The following is a 13,170-nucleotide window of genomic DNA, read 5'->3' as shown; positions in this document are numbered from 1 at the left end:
CGAGGAGAAGCGGGCACGATGGGCGAGATTCTGGTGCTGTATTACAGCCGGGGCGGTTCGGTGGCACGGCTGGCGCGCCAGATCGCGCGGGGCATCGGCGAAGTGCCGGGCATGACCGCGCGCCTGCGCACGGTGCCGCCGGTGGCCGCAGTGACCCAGACCGCGCAGCCGCCGGTACCCGAAGATGGCGCCCCCTATGTAAGCGTGCAGGACCTGGTCGAATGCCAGGGCCTGCTGCTCGGCAGCCCGACCCGCTTCGGCAACATGGCCGCGCCGGTGAAGCATTTCCTGGATGGGCTGGGCGCCGAATGGGTCAATGGCACCCTGTCCGGCAAGCCGGCCGGCGTGTTCACGTCCACCGCATCCATGCATGGCGGCCAGGAATCGACCCTGCTGTCGATGCAGGTGCCGCTGCTGCACCATGGCTGCGTGATCGTCGGCATCCCGTTCACCGAACCGGCGCTGAGCCATACCACCAGTGGCGGCACACCCTATGGCGCCAGCCACGTAGCCGGTGCCGCCGACGACCCGCAGCCGACCGACGACGAAGCCGTGCTGGCGCGCGCGCTGGGGCGCCGGGTGGCCGGCATCGCGCAGCGGTTGGCCCGATGAGCGCCGCGCCGCGCACGGTCCTGCTGCTGGCCCTGATGGGGCTGGCCGCGCTGTTCGCGGGCTGGTTCATCAATGACAAGCACTGGCTGGCGACCCAGCTGGTGTTCACCGCGCCGCCGCTGGCGCTGGCCATCGCCGTGCGCCTGGGCTGGCGCAAGGCCGGATTCTGGGCCTCGGTACTGGCGCTGGGCTGGTTCAGCCACGGCGTGATGAGCGCCTGGAGCCACCCGGAAACGCGCTGGCTGGCGCTGATCGAGATCGCGCTGGCCCTCCTGGTGATCTTCAGCGCCAGCCTGCCCGGCCTGCGCGCCCGCTTCGGCAAGCAACGCTGACGCTGCGCCCGCTGGGTCGTATCATCTGCATTCCTGGCCCCGCGCCGCAGTACCTGTCCTGGTTTCGCGCATGCACATGATGGAAGAGCTCCTGGTCGTCACCACCGGTGGCACGATCGACAAGATCTACTTCGACGACAAGTCGGACTACCAGATCGGCGATCCGCAGATCGGCATGATCCTGCGCGAGCTGGGCGTGACGTTCCGCTTCAACGTGATTCCGATCCTGCGCAAGGATTCGCTGCACATCAACGATGAGGACCGCGAACTGATCCGCGCCACCATCGCCGCGCAGCCGACCCGGCACGTCCTGGTGACCCACGGCACCGACTCGATGGTGCACACCGGCAAGGTGCTGGCGACAATCCCCGACAAGACCATCGTGATGACCGGCGCACTGAGCCCGGCACGCTTCCGCGGCTCGGATGCCGAGTTCAACATCGGCTGTGCGATCGGTGCGGTGCAGTCGCTGCCGAGCGGCGTGTACATCGCGATGAACGGGCGGATCTTCGACCCGCAGCACGTGCGCAAGAACGTGGCTGCGAACCGCTTCGAGTCGGTCTGAGGAACCGCGTGCCGACCAAGGTCGGCACCTGCCAGAGCACTGTCCTTGTAGTGCCGGGCCATGCTCGGCAACCGCGTGCCAGCGTGGCACAACGGTCGGCAGCCGGAGCAGCCGAGCATGGACTCGGCTCTGCAGAAGCGAAAACGCCCCGGCCGAAGCCAGGGCGTGCCCTTGGAGAGGGACTTGGGCTCAGTACTGGGCGTTGAGGGTCACGCCCGAGAAGGTGCTGTAGGCCTTCACCCGCACATACCATGTGCCGGCGGTAGGGCTGTTGATGGTGCAGGTCTCGCTGTTGCCACTCAGGTACGGACGGCAGGTGTAGCTGGTATCGGTCGGGGCACTGCCCTGGCGCACGTACAGGTCGGCATCGCCGCTGCCGCCACTGATCGTCACGCGCAGCTGGCTGCTACCGGCCGGAACGGCGACGGTGTAGTTCAGCTCGGCACCGGTTGCGGCGCCCAGGCCGGTCACCGGCACGTTGTTCTGCAGCACGTTGCCACCCGGGTTCGGGTTGCCACCGCCGTTGATCGCCGCAGCCACGGCCGCGTTGGCGTCGACGATGCCGGCGCCGCAGCCACCCGAGCAGGCGCCCGGCAGCGGGCGTGCGGTGCTCTTGATGATGCTCTCGACCTGCGCCGGGCTAAGCGGGCTTGGCGCGACCGATTGCATCAGCGCAACCACGCCGGCCACATGCGGCGCCGCCATCGAGGTGCCGTTGTACGACGCGTAGCTGGCGCTGCCCGGCGTGGTGGTGCCGGTGTTGAGCGTGGACAGGATGCTCTGGCCCGGTGCCGAGATGTCGATGCCGGTGCCGTAGTTGGAGAAGCTGGCACGCGCACCGGCCGAGGTTGTGGCCGCCACGGCAATCACGTTCGGGCAGTTGGCCGGCACCGACGAGGACACGTTGGTGTTGCTGTTGCCGGCGGCGACCACCACGGTGGTGCCACGGCCGACAGCGCCATTGATCGCATTCTGGTAGGTGGTGGAGCAACTGCCGCCACCACCCAGCGAGAGGTTGATGACTTCAGCCGGGTTGGCATTGGCCGGCACGCCACTGACGGTGCCGCCGGAGGCCCATACGATCGCGTCGGCGATGTCGGAGGTGTAACCGCCGCACTTGCCGAGCACGCGCACCGGCACAACCTTGGCGTTGAACGCGGTACCGGCCACGCCGGTGCTGTTGTTGGTCACTGCCGCCACGGTGCCGGCGACGTGGGTACCGTGCCAGCTGGAGTTGGAGGCCGGGATGCCCGAGCCGCACTCGTTGGCGCCGTACCAGTCGCCTTCATCGTTCGGGTTGTTGTCGCGACCGCCACCATCGCGCGCCATCGCGGCGTCGCTGATGAAGTCGTAGCCGGGCAGGATGTTGCCGTTGAGATCGGGGTGGTTGGTGATGCCGGTGTCGATCACCGCCACGACCACGCCGGTGCCGGTCGACTTGTCCCAGGCCGGCTGCACGTTGATCGACGCATTGGAGGTACCGAAGCCCCACTGTTCGCTGAAGCGGGTGTCGTTCGGGGTCAGCGTCGCGCGCATGATCTGGTCGACTTCGACGTACTCCACGTTCGGATCGGCGGCCAGCTTGCGCATCAGCAGCTCGGATTCAGCCTGGTCGAGCGGGCGATCGGTCCTGACCAGGGTCGGGCCGACGGCCAGCTTGCGGACCTGCTGCAGGCCCAGTGCGCGGCCCTGGCTGCTGGCCAGGCCGGCGGCGGCATTCTTCAGTGAAGAGGCCAGTGCGGTGGTGTTGGCCACCGGCGCACTGCCGTCGCGGTACTTCACGATGAAACGCTGGTGGGTCGGCGCGGACTGCAGGCCGCTGAGCTGGACATCGCCGGCCAGCGCAGGCGTGGCCAGCAGCAGCGATGACAGAACGGACGCACCAAGGACCACCCACACTCGACGCACACGCGGTTGCGTTACCTGGGACATCGTATTTCCCTTTCTTGTGGTGTGAATGCCGGAATCGGCAGAAGCACCGGCCCGAACCCTGTGCTGGCTTGCATTGGCGAGGTTCGAAGTCCGGCGAGCCAGCGGATCCCCCTAACGATCCGCCGTGCAGATGACGCTAATGGCCGAAACCGGACACCACAAGATTTTCAGCGTCTTTTCAGCTAGATGAAATGTTCGTTCTGAGACTTTTCGGGTCAAGGGTTTGTGAAGGTGAAGGAACTTTCTCGCGTCCTGCACAGACCTGACTGGGCCATCACATGTCCCGGAATGACTTTGCCGACATCGGCGTCCGCCAATCCGGAGTCAAATCCTTTTTCACGCGGAAAGGGATCTGACCCCCTTGGCCTGAAATGCAGAAAGCCCGTCGCGGGGACGGGCTTTCCAGAAGCGCAGCCGGGCGCGGGCCCGGCTCTACGATTCGATGTGGGCGATCAGCCCAGCTTGACCAGCCAGTTGTGGCGGTCCGGCAGGCGGCCGTACTGGATGTCGGTCAGTTCCTTGCGCAGCGACATGGTCACTTCGCCGGCCGGGGCGTTGATGTCGCCCACCGAGAAGCCCTCGCCCTTCAGCTGGCCGATCGGGGTGACCACCGCGGCGGTGCCACAGGCAAACACTTCGCTGATCGCACCGGAGGCGACGCCGTCCTTCCACTCGTCGATGCTGACCTTGCGTTCTTCGACCTTCATGCCGCGGTCGCGGGCCAGCTGCAGGATGCTCTCGCGGGTGATGCCCTCGAGGATGCTGCCCGACAGTTCCGGGGTGACCAGCGTGCCGTCCTTGTAGACCAGGAACACGTTCATGCCGCCCAGTTCTTCCAGGTACTTGCCTTCGACCGGGTCGAGGAACAGCACCTGCGAGCAGCCCTGTGCCTGCGCCTTCTGCTGCGGGAGCAGCGAGGCGGCGTAGTTGCCACCGCACTTGGCAGCACCGGTGCCGCCCTTGGCCGCACGCGCGTACTCGGTGGACAGCCAGATCGACACCGGGGCAACGCCCTTGGCGAAGTACGGGCCGGCCGGGCTGGCGATGACGTAGTAGCCGGCCTTGTGCGCGCCGCGCACGCCGAGGAAGGCCTCGTCGCCGATCATGAACGGACGGAAATACAGGCTCGACTCATCGGCCGAAGGCACCCAGTCACTGTCGACGGCGATCAGCTGCTTCAGCGATTCGACGAAGATCTCCACCGGCAGTTCCGGCAACGCCAGGCGCTGCGCCGAACGCTGCAGGCGACGGCCGTTGGCATCCGGGCGGAAGGTCCAGATCGAACCGTCGGCGTGGCGGTAGGCCTTGATGCCTTCGAAGATTTCCTGGCCGTAATGCAGCACGGCGGCGGCCGGGTCCAGCTGCAGCGGGCCGTAGGCGCGCACATTGGCATTGTGCCAGCCGGCATCCTTGTCCCAGCGCACTTCCACCATGTGATCGGTGAAGTGCAGGCCGAAGCCCGGCTTCTCCAGGATCTTGGCGCGCTCTTCAGCGCTGCGCGGGTGGTCCGAACGGGTGACGGCGAAGCTGGGGATGGACTGGGACACCGGAGGATTCCTGTTCTGGTTGCGGGTAGTGCCGGGCCCGCGTCACTGCGGGCCCTGGGTCAAAGCATGCCGGTCTCTAGCCGGGCCGCCTCGGACATCATGTGCTGGTTCCACGGCGGGTCGAACACCAGGTCGACGTCGGCCTCGGCCACCGTCGGGATCATTTCAAGCTTGCTGCGCACGTCGTCGACCAGGATCTCGCCCATGCCGCAGCCCGGGGCGGTCAGGGTCATCTTCACGTCGATCTCGCGCTTGCCCTCATCCAGGTGCTTGATCTCGACTTCATAGACCAGGCCCAGTTCCACGATGTTGACCGGAATTTCCGGATCGAAGCAGGTGCGCAGCTGCTGCCACACCAGCTGCTCCACCTGTTCATCGGTGGCGTCGGCCGGCAGCTCGAGCGGCGCCGGTGCCTCCTTGCCGATGGCATCGCCGTCCTTGCCGGCGATGCGGAACAGGTTGCCCTCGACGAACACCGAATAACTGCCGCCCAGCGCCTGGGTGATGTACCCATAGCTGCCGGCAGGCAGGGTCACGGTATCGCCCTGCGGGACCATCACGGCCTCGCAATCGCGTTCGAAGTGGACAGGTTCGCTGCTACGGGAATACATGGGGACCGATATGGGGCCGTGGCCGAGGCCACGCAAGACGGCATTCTAGCCCAGCCGCCCCCGCACCGCCGGTGCACTGCGGCAAACCACAGTATCCTGTGGGTGATCTTCTGGGAGCTTCGATGTCCTCCAATGCCGCGCGTGCCAGGACCGTGACCTGGCTCTGGCCCCTCATGCTGCTGCTGGGCCTGTTTGTCGCTCCCCTCGCCTGGATGGTCCTGGCGCTGATGACCGGCCGGCAGGTCGGCTGGATGGCGGTGCTGGCCGCCCTGGAACTGGTGTTCATGCTGCGCCTGGGCACGCTGGGCCCAGGCCGGCTGCGCGTCGCCCTGGTCGTGCTCGGCACCCTGCTGGTGGCCGCCGTGGCCAACTGGGCCATCGCCAGCGCCTGGATGGGCGGCTCGATCGGCCTGGACCTGTGGGATGCCACCACGCGGATGGGCCCGCACCTGGCCTGGACCCTGATCAGCCTGGCCAATGGCGCGGTGGAATGGCTGTGGCTGGCCGTGGCCGTGGCCGTAGGTGCCTGGCTGGCGCGCTGAGCGCGTAGAGATCCGTGGATTCGGTAGTGCCGGCCGCTGGCCGGCAAAGGGGTCAGAGCCCTTTCCTGCGGAAAGGGATCCGACCCCGGTCCTCAACTCAATGCCCGCCGTCGAGCGCCTTCAGCTCGCTCACCAGCGAGGCCGCCGCTTCGGCGCCGTCGCCATAGAGCATGCGGGTGTTGTCGGCGTAGAACAGCGCATTCTCGATGCCCGCAAAACCGGTGCCCTTGCCACGCTTGATCACCACCACGTTGCGCGCGTTGACCACGTCCAGCACCGGCATGCCGTAGATCGGGCTGGCCGGGTCGGTCCGCGCCACCGGATTGACCACGTCGTTGGCACCGATCACCAGCACCACATCGGTATTGGCGAATTCGGGGTTGATGTCATCCATGTCGGCGATCAGGTCGTAGGGCACGCCGGCCTCGGCCAGCAGCACGTTCATGTGCCCGGGCATGCGCCCGGCCACCGGGTGGATCGCGAACTTCACTTTCACGCCGCGCTGGCCCAGCCGCTGCGCCAGTTCCCAGATCTTGTGCTGGGCCTGTGCCACCGCCATGCCGTAGCCGGGCACGATCACCACGCGCTCGGCAAAGGCCATCATCGCCGCGACGTCCGACGCTTCGATGGGCTTCTGCGCGCCGGTGATCGCCTGTGCCTCGCCTCCGGCACCGCCGCCGAAGTTGGAGAACAGCACGTTACGGATCGGCCGGTTCATCGCCTTGGCCATCAACCGGGTCAGCAGGATGCCGGCCGCGCCGACCATCATGCCGGCGATGATCAGCGCCTCATTGCCCAGCACATAACCTTCGAAGGACACCGCCAGGCCGGTGAATGCGTTGTACAGCGAGATCACCACCGGCATGTCGGCGCCACCGATCGGCAACGTCATCAGCACGCCCAGTGCCAGCGCCAGCACGAAGAAGGCGACGATCGCCCAGGTGCTGAGCGTGCTGGCCGCGATGATCGCCAGCACCGCCACTGCCAGTGCCACCATCAGGTTCATCACCTGCTGGCCGGGCCAGGTCACCCGCTTGTCCAGTCGTCCGTCCAGTTTGGCCCAGGCGATCACCGAACCGGACAGCGAGACCGCACCGATCGCCGCGCCGACCACCGCCAGCAGCAGCACCATGCCCGACGGCTGGCGCGCGGCCAGGTCGGCCAGCGCCTGCTCGCTCCAATGGCTGGTATCGCGGTTGGCAAGGAAGGCATAGCGCAGCAGCTCCACCGCACCGATCGCCGCGGCCGAACCACCGCCCATGCCGTTGTACAACGCCACCATCTGCGGCATGTCGGTGATGGCCACCTTGCCGGCCGACCACCAGGCCAGGCCGGCGCCCAGCAGCAGTGCCACCAGGATCAGCGGCACGTTGTGCAGTTCAGGCAGGAAGAAGGTCGCCACCGTGGCCAGCAGCATGCCCAGCCCGGCCCAGCGGATGCCGCTGCGCGCGGTCAGCGGCGAAGCCATGCGCTGCAGACCCAGCAGGAACAGCGTGGCGGCGACGAGGTAGCTGGCCTTGACCAGCCAGTCGAGCAGTTCGACGGTGCTGATGTTCAAGCCTGTGGCTCCTTCGGTTCGTCCCTGCCGCCCTTGGGCGCGCTCGGCTTGAACATCTCCAGCATGCGCGCGGTGACCACGTAGCCACCGGCGGCATTGCCGGCACCGAGCACCACGGCAAGGAAGCCCAGCGCCTTTTCCAGCGGCGTCTGCGCGTGCCCCAGCACCACCATCGCGCCGATCAGCACGATGCCGTGGATGAAGTTGGAACCCGACATCAGCGGGGTATGCAGGATCACCGGCACCCGCGAAATGATCACGTGGCCGGCGATGGCCGCCAGCATGAAGATGTACAGCGCTACGAACCCGTCACTCACTGGCAACGCTCCCGCTCTGTCTTCGTCGGCCCATCATAACCACGGGCTGAACCCGGCGCGCACCCGGCGTCAACCGCGGTGACGCTCACGCGTTGTCGATGGTGACCCCGAGCGAGGAACCGTACCCTGTGCTGGTGAGCAGCCCCGTCCCCCCGAGCGCCGACACCGATGCCCTGCCAGCATCGCTGGACGCGTTCCTGGCCAGCGTCGGCCCGCGCGCGTTCCGTTTCGCCGAGGCCGGCCTGCGCCAGCGCGAAGACGCCATGGACGCGGTTCAGGACGCGCTGATGCGCATGCTGGACTACGCCGACAAGCCGGCGGCCGAATGGGCGCCCCTGTTCTGGAGCATCCTGCGCCGCCGCGTGATCGACCTGCAGCGCCGGCGCCGTTTCCGCCTGCCGTTCTGGCGCGACAACCAGGACGCCTACGGAGGCGGGATCGACTGGGCCGACCCCGGCCCGGACCCGGCGCAGGCGCACGAACAGCGCCAGCAGTACCAGCAACTGGTACAGGCGCTGCGTACCCTGCCCGCACGCCAGCGCGAGGCCTTCACCCTGCGCGTGCTGCAGGACCTGGACGGGGCCACCACCGCCCGCGCCATGGGCTGTAGCGAAGGCGCGGTAAAAACCCATCTGGCACGCGCCCGGCAGGCGCTGCAGGACTACCTGGAGACCCACCCGTGAACCGCTCCCTGCCCTCCGATGACATGCTGCGCAACCTGCACGCGCAGTCGCTGCAGGCGCTGTCGCCGGCCACGCTGGCACGGTTGCGCCAGGCCCGCCACGGCGCCAGCGCAGCCCGTCACGGGCGCTGGCGCTGGTGGCTGGCCAGCGCCTGTTCTCTGGTGGTGGCGCTGGGAATCGGCCTGCAGTTCAGCGGCCACAGCCCCCTGTCGCCCGCCGTGCCGGCACCGGTGCTGGCCTCGGTGGAAGACAACAGCGCGCTGTACGACGAAAATCCCGATCTGTACCTGTGGCTGGGCGATACCGACCTGGCGATGGAGTGAACCATGTCCCGACTGCATACCCTGCCGCTGCTGTTGACCCTGTTGCTGCTGCCGGCCGTCCCGGTACTGGCGCAGAGCGCAGCGCCCGCGCCTGCTGCACGCCCTGCGCCGGGCGCCACGCTGCCTGCGTGGGAGCAGCTGAGCGAATCCCAGCGTGAGTCCCTGCTGGCGCCGCTGCGCGACCGCTGGAACAGCGCCGATGCCGGCCAGCGCCAGCGGATGCTCTCGCATGGCCAGCGCTGGCAATCGATGAGCCCGGAGGAACGCGACAAGGCCCGCCGCGGCCTGCGCCGCTTCGAGCACATGAGCCCGGAACAGCGTGAGCAGGCCCGGGCCCTGTTCGGTCAGATGCGGGATCTGCCGCCCGCGCAGCGCGACGCACTGCGCGAGCGCTGGTCGCAGATGACGCCGGAGCAACGCAAGGACTGGGTGCGGAAGAACCCGCCGCCGGCGAAGCCACGGTAAGCCTTCGGGATACCAGGGTCAGATCCCTTTGCCAGAGGCAAAGGGATCTGACCCCGTATCACTCACGCCTGCCAGCGCGTCTTCGCCAGCAGTTCGTCGTCCCAATCGAAACCGAGCTGCCCGTCGCGCACGAACAGCGCAACGAAGTTGAGCAGGTTCCGTGCATACATCTCGCTGGCCTGGGTCGCGCCGCGGCTGGCCAGGCCCAGCGGACCGTCGATGGTCACGCCCTGGTGTTCGATGCACTGCCCCGGCAGGGTCAGTGCGCAGTTGCCGCCACTTTCCGCCGCCAGATCAACAATGACGCTGCCGGTGGCCATGCCTTCCACCATCGCGGCGGTCACGATGGTCGGTGCCGGGCGGCCCGGTACCGCAGCCGTGCAGATCACCACGTCCACACTGCGCAGGTGGTCGGCCAGCCGACGCTGCTGCTCGGCGCGCTCGTCATCGGTCAGCGCCCGCGCATAGCCTCCCTCGCCCGCCGCGCTGACCCCGAGGTCGAGGAAGCGTGCACCCAGTGACTGGATCTGCTCGCGGGTTTCCGGGCGCACGTCGAAGCCTTCCACCTGTGCACCGAGGCGGCGCGCAGTGGCGATGGCCTGCAGGCCCGCCACGCCGGCACCGATCACCAGCACCTTGGCCGGCCGCACGGTGCCGGCCGCAGTGGTCAGCATCGGGAAGAAGCGCGGCGCGCGTTCGGCGGCGATCAGCGCCGCCTTGTAGCCGGCCATGCCGGCCTGCGAACTGAGTACATCCATCGCCTGCGCACGGGTGGTGCGCGGCAGCTGCTGCAGCGGGAACAGCTGCAGGCGACCATCGGCCGCCAGCGCGGCCAGCGCCGGATCGCTGGCCGGGGCCAGCAGGCCGACCACGCTGGCGCCGGGCTTGAGCTGTTCCAGCACCGCCGCAGGGGGGGCCTGCACGCACAGCAGGATATCGATCTCGGCCCAGCGGCCCGCGTCGAAGGCGCGTCCACCGGCATCGTCATAGGCGGCGTCGGTGAAACCAGCGGCCAGACCCGCGCCCGCCTCATACCAGACGGCAATGCCCAAGGCCCCGAGCCTGCGCGCGGTCTCCGGCGTCAGTGCCACGCGCCGTTCGCCCGGCGCGGTCTCCTTGATCCCCAGCAACGCCACGGCCATGCAGGTCCCCGCTGATCGGTGAGTTTCCCGATCCTAGCAGGCGGCACCCGCTCAGTGCAGCGTGGCGCTGCCCGGGTCGAGGCGATCGATCACGCCCTGCATGGCGCTGTCGAAGGCGCCATCATCAACGTGGGCACGCAGGCGGCCCAGCCGCATCATCACCGCCAGTTCTTCCGGCGAGGCCACGCAGAAGCGCACGCCGCGACGGTTGACGAACAGCAGGCGCGAGGAAATCGGGCTGACCCAGGACAGCTTGCCCGCCTGCACCTTGCCATCCTTGTCGACGAAGTCCAGCCAGTTGCCGATTTCCATGCGGCGGAAGCGGTCGGCATCGGCGTTGTCGAAATCGTCGGCGTCGATCTGCCCGCCAAGCTCAACCGCCGGCGATTCAGCCACTGGCGGGGCCGGCAAGGCAACCTGCGGCAGCTCCGGCAGCGCACGCTGCAGTTCCGGCCGCGACTCGGCGATGCCCTGCAGGGTGTCATGCAGGGCATCGATGGCGGCGGTTGCCGCATCGCCGTGCACGCCGACGCTGGCAAACACCTTGGCCAGCACCGGCTGCCAGGCCTGCAGCCACGGCTTGCCGACGATCTGGCGGCGGGCCTCGGCCACTTCCTCCAGCAAGCCGTCGCCCAGGCTCAATGCCTCGGCCACCGAGGCGCCTTCTTCGCCCTCGCGCAGCAGCGCCAGGGTCAGGTGGTGCTGCCACGGCTGGCGCAGGAACTCGGCAATGGCCGGCGGCAGCGTGGCGTCACCGATGCGGCGGTCCAGTTCCGCACCGGCCCGGCTGCGGGCCATTTCCAGCTTTTCCTGGCCGCGCTGCGTTTCTGCGGCACGACGCTCGGCGATTTCCACGCGGCGGCGATGCTGCACCAGGAACTCGCGGAATTCCTCTTCCAGGGTCAGGAAGATCGCCAGGTTCTCGTTGAACTCGGCCACCAGGCGCTCGATGATCTCTTCGACCTTGGCCATCAGCATGCGCTCGGCCTGGCTCTCGCCGGTGTTGCCCTCGCAGGCCTCGGCCAGCGAGTTGAGCAGCTTGCGCGCCGGGTGGGTCTTCTGCACGAACATGCGGCGGTCGAGCATGGCGACCTTGACGAAAGGCACCACCAGGCGGCCGATCAGTTCGCGCGAGCGGCCTTCCAGTTCACGCTCGTCCAGCATCACGTCGAACAGCATGCCGACCAGGTCGATGGCATCCTCATCCTGCGGGTCCAGCCGGGTCTGGCCCGGATCGACGCCAAGCTGGGTGGCGCTGGACAGCACTTCGCTCTTCAGGCGCTGGGCCAGCGATTCGCCGTCCTCGCCGATGGCGGCGCGCAGGGTGGCGCTGGGCGTGGCCTGCAGCAGCGACAGCACCGACATCATTTCGCGCTGGCTGAGCGGGCGCTGCTGGCCAACTGCCACCTGTGCCGCAGACGTGGCGTCCTCACGCACGTGGCGGGTCTGCTGCAGCAGTTCGTGCAGCGCTTCCAGCAGCATGCCCTGCTGGCCAGCGTAGGCCTCGCCGGTGGCGCCGTCATCGCCGCCCAGGTGCTGCTGCATATGCCCGCGGCGCTCGGACCAGCGGGCGGCAAAGCGCTGCGCCCAGGCCGGTGCGGCCTGCTCGTCATCGCTGAACCCCGGATCGACGCCCGCGCCGTGGCGATGCTCGACCAGGTCATCCAGCATCCCGGCCATGCGCGGATCCGGTGCCGGCGGTTGTGGGCGCTGCGGAGCCCCCATCTGCGACATCACGCCGGCTGCGGCCAGCTGCTCGTCCAGCTTCTCGTAGATGCGACCGACCGGTGCACGCAGGTCGCGCTCGCACAGCTTGATCAGCACCAGATGCACTTCCGGGGCCAGTTCACAGCCGGCAAAGGCTTCGTGGATGGCCACGCCCAGGTGTTCGGGGCTGATCGGATTGTGGTCGGCGTCCAGTTCCGCGCCGCCGATCAACCGGCCCAGGCGGCGATCCAGCCGCGCCAGCACCGGCTTGAAGTCACGCAGCAATACAGTGGCGAAATTGCGCACCGCCAACCGTGATTCCAGCACATGCTCGGCCAGCAGGCTGAGCCCATCCTCGGCCGGCCCGGACAGGGTCGCCTCGGCTGACAGCGGCTCACCAGCCTCCAATGCGGCCCAGGCCTGCTGCAGGTGGCCTGCGAAAGCGGCCGCGATGTCCTCACGGCGCCGGCGCAGTTCGCGCATCGCGTCCAGGAACAGCAACTGCGACGAGCCGGCATTGCCGGCGCGGTCGAACAGGGCATCGTCGAAACGCGCCAGTGCCGCCCCGAAGGCCTGGCACAACGCGGGCAGGACCATGTCCCGGGCACGCTGGAGCTGGGCCGGGTCACGGCCCGGCGATCCCATCGGTGTGGGCACGCTCATCATTCGGGAAGGCTCCCCACCTTCTCTGGTACGACAGACAGCATGGACATCGCGGCTTCCGGCACACCCCATGTACCGGAACGTCGATGGTAGGCCGGCCAGCCCGTCACGGACAGTGAAACAGTCCTCACTTCAAACCTCATGACCGGCGGCCCGGCAAGACAGATATCG

14 protein-coding genes are annotated in these 13,170 nt (G+C 68.1%); 7 read left to right on the top strand and 7 right to left on the bottom strand.

Annotated elements, in window-relative coordinates; genetic code table 11:
- Positions 1 to 18: 18 nt before the first annotated feature.
- The 3 genes from wrbA to AC10QF_RS08595 all read left to right on the top strand — a co-directional run bounded on the left by wrbA (position 19) and on the right by AC10QF_RS08595 (position 1,509).
- Positions 19 to 612 carry an NAD(P)H:quinone oxidoreductase gene (gene wrbA / locus AC10QF_RS08605; RefSeq protein WP_053501045.1) on the top strand — a complete coding sequence of 198 codons (594 nt, stop codon included), beginning with the start codon at positions 19 to 21 and terminating at the stop codon, positions 610 to 612.
- Entirely contained in the window at positions 609 to 944 is a 336-nt protein-coding gene (locus tag AC10QF_RS08600) for a DUF2069 domain-containing protein (RefSeq protein ID WP_005415388.1), read from the top strand. Before wrbA ends, AC10QF_RS08600 begins: the two co-directional genes overlap by 4 nt.
- 79 nt (positions 945 to 1,023) lie before the next feature.
- Positions 1,024 to 1,509 carry an asparaginase domain-containing protein gene (locus AC10QF_RS08595; RefSeq protein WP_053501049.1) on the top strand — a complete coding sequence of 162 codons (486 nt, stop codon included), beginning with the start codon at positions 1,024 to 1,026 and terminating at the stop codon, positions 1,507 to 1,509.
- Between the two features lie 189 nt (positions 1,510 to 1,698).
- On the opposite strand, the gene AC10QF_RS08590 is transcribed toward AC10QF_RS08595, so the two are convergent.
- From AC10QF_RS08590 to sufT, 3 genes are all read right to left on the bottom strand, one after another.
- The gene (locus AC10QF_RS08590) at positions 1,699 to 3,441 is read right to left on the bottom strand and encodes a S8 family peptidase (RefSeq protein ID WP_494542051.1); all 1,743 of its coding nucleotides are present in this window, start codon (positions 3,439 to 3,441) and stop codon (positions 1,699 to 1,701) included.
- A gap of 452 nt (positions 3,442 to 3,893) precedes the next feature.
- The gene (locus AC10QF_RS08585) at positions 3,894 to 4,988 is read right to left on the bottom strand and encodes a branched-chain amino acid aminotransferase (RefSeq protein ID WP_005412326.1); all 1,095 of its coding nucleotides are present in this window, start codon (positions 4,986 to 4,988) and stop codon (positions 3,894 to 3,896) included.
- 59 nt (positions 4,989 to 5,047) lie between these two features.
- Positions 5,048 to 5,599 (bottom strand): putative Fe-S cluster assembly protein SufT, encoded by a 552-nt coding sequence (sufT, locus tag AC10QF_RS08580; RefSeq protein WP_005415385.1) that lies wholly within the window; start codon positions 5,597 to 5,599, stop codon positions 5,048 to 5,050.
- Between the two features lie 122 nt (positions 5,600 to 5,721).
- Between sufT and AC10QF_RS08575 the strand changes: the two genes are divergently transcribed.
- Positions 5,722 to 6,141 carry a membrane protein gene (locus tag AC10QF_RS08575; RefSeq protein ID WP_032953950.1) on the top strand — a complete coding sequence of 140 codons (420 nt, stop codon included), beginning with the start codon at positions 5,722 to 5,724 and terminating at the stop codon, positions 6,139 to 6,141.
- A 97-nt stretch (positions 6,142 to 6,238) separates the two neighbouring features.
- Here the strand turns inward: AC10QF_RS08575 and AC10QF_RS08570 are convergent, their stop codons facing one another.
- Together AC10QF_RS08570 and AC10QF_RS08565 are read right to left on the bottom strand one after the other, a co-directional pair.
- On the bottom strand, positions 6,239 to 7,699 hold the full coding sequence (locus AC10QF_RS08570) for an NAD(P)(+) transhydrogenase (Re/Si-specific) subunit beta (protein ID WP_494542050.1): 1,461 nt from the start codon (positions 7,697 to 7,699) through the stop codon (positions 6,239 to 6,241).
- On the bottom strand, positions 7,696 to 8,016 hold the full coding sequence (locus AC10QF_RS08565) for an NAD(P) transhydrogenase subunit alpha part 2 (protein WP_005415382.1): 321 nt from the start codon (positions 8,014 to 8,016) through the stop codon (positions 7,696 to 7,698). Before AC10QF_RS08565 ends, AC10QF_RS08570 begins: the two co-directional genes overlap by 4 nt.
- A gap of 98 nt (positions 8,017 to 8,114) precedes the next feature.
- Here AC10QF_RS08565 and AC10QF_RS08560 point away from each other — a divergent pair, with 98 nt between their 5' ends.
- From AC10QF_RS08560 to AC10QF_RS08550, 3 genes are read left to right on the top strand one after another with little or no spacing between them, the layout of a single operon-like run.
- Positions 8,115 to 8,699 carry an RNA polymerase sigma factor gene (locus AC10QF_RS08560; RefSeq protein WP_494542049.1) on the top strand — a complete coding sequence of 195 codons (585 nt, stop codon included), beginning with the start codon at positions 8,115 to 8,117 and terminating at the stop codon, positions 8,697 to 8,699.
- Positions 8,696 to 9,022: a hypothetical protein gene (locus AC10QF_RS08555; RefSeq protein WP_099494727.1), complete on the top strand. Its 327-nt coding sequence runs from the start codon at positions 8,696 to 8,698 to the stop codon at positions 9,020 to 9,022. The genes AC10QF_RS08560 and AC10QF_RS08555 overlap by 4 nt, the downstream gene beginning before the upstream one ends.
- A gap of 3 nt (positions 9,023 to 9,025) precedes the next feature.
- A complete protein-coding gene (locus AC10QF_RS08550; protein WP_494542048.1) occupies positions 9,026 to 9,487 on the top strand; it encodes a DUF3106 domain-containing protein in 462 nt (153 codons plus the stop codon).
- A gap of 62 nt (positions 9,488 to 9,549) precedes the next feature.
- Here the strand turns inward: AC10QF_RS08550 and AC10QF_RS08545 are convergent, their stop codons facing one another.
- Both AC10QF_RS08545 and pacR read right to left on the bottom strand, forming a co-directional pair.
- A complete protein-coding gene (locus tag AC10QF_RS08545; RefSeq protein WP_494542047.1) occupies positions 9,550 to 10,629 on the bottom strand; it encodes an NAD(P) transhydrogenase subunit alpha in 1,080 nt (359 codons plus the stop codon).
- 51 nt (positions 10,630 to 10,680) lie between these two features.
- On the bottom strand, positions 10,681 to 13,002 hold the full coding sequence (pacR, locus tag AC10QF_RS08540; protein WP_032953949.1) for a PacR family protein: 2,322 nt from the start codon (positions 13,000 to 13,002) through the stop codon (positions 10,681 to 10,683).
- Positions 13,003 to 13,170 lie beyond the last annotated feature (168 nt).

This window comes from Stenotrophomonas maltophilia complex sp. Om-AH-Sm3, from assembly GCF_059337855.1.
Note: the sequence above shows the minus strand (reverse complement) of the source record. Positions and strands in the feature narration are given on the sequence as shown.

Excerpts from the sequence above, each read along its gene's own strand:
- wrbA (WP_053501045.1), top strand. The coding sequence starts at position 19 with ATGGGCGAGATTCTGGTGCTGTATTACAGCCGGGGCGGTTCGGTGGCA.
- AC10QF_RS08600 (WP_005415388.1), top strand. The coding sequence starts at position 609 with ATGAGCGCCGCGCCGCGCACGGTCCTGCTGCTGGCCCTGATGGGGCTG.
- AC10QF_RS08595 (WP_053501049.1), top strand. The coding sequence starts at position 1,024 with ATGGAAGAGCTCCTGGTCGTCACCACCGGTGGCACGATCGACAAGATC.
- AC10QF_RS08590 (WP_494542051.1), bottom strand. The coding sequence starts at position 3,441 with ATGTCCCAGGTAACGCAACCGCGTGTGCGTCGAGTGTGGGTGGTCCTT.
- sufT (WP_005415385.1), bottom strand. The coding sequence starts at position 5,599 with ATGTATTCCCGTAGCAGCGAACCTGTCCACTTCGAACGCGATTGCGAG.
- AC10QF_RS08575 (WP_032953950.1), top strand. The coding sequence starts at position 5,722 with ATGTCCTCCAATGCCGCGCGTGCCAGGACCGTGACCTGGCTCTGGCCC.
- AC10QF_RS08560 (WP_494542049.1), top strand. The coding sequence starts at position 8,115 with ATGGTGACCCCGAGCGAGGAACCGTACCCTGTGCTGGTGAGCAGCCCC.
- AC10QF_RS08550 (WP_494542048.1), top strand. The coding sequence starts at position 9,026 with ATGTCCCGACTGCATACCCTGCCGCTGCTGTTGACCCTGTTGCTGCTG.
- AC10QF_RS08545 (WP_494542047.1), bottom strand. The coding sequence starts at position 10,629 with ATGGCCGTGGCGTTGCTGGGGATCAAGGAGACCGCGCCGGGCGAACGG.
- pacR (WP_032953949.1), bottom strand. The coding sequence starts at position 13,002 with ATGATGAGCGTGCCCACACCGATGGGATCGCCGGGCCGTGACCCGGCC.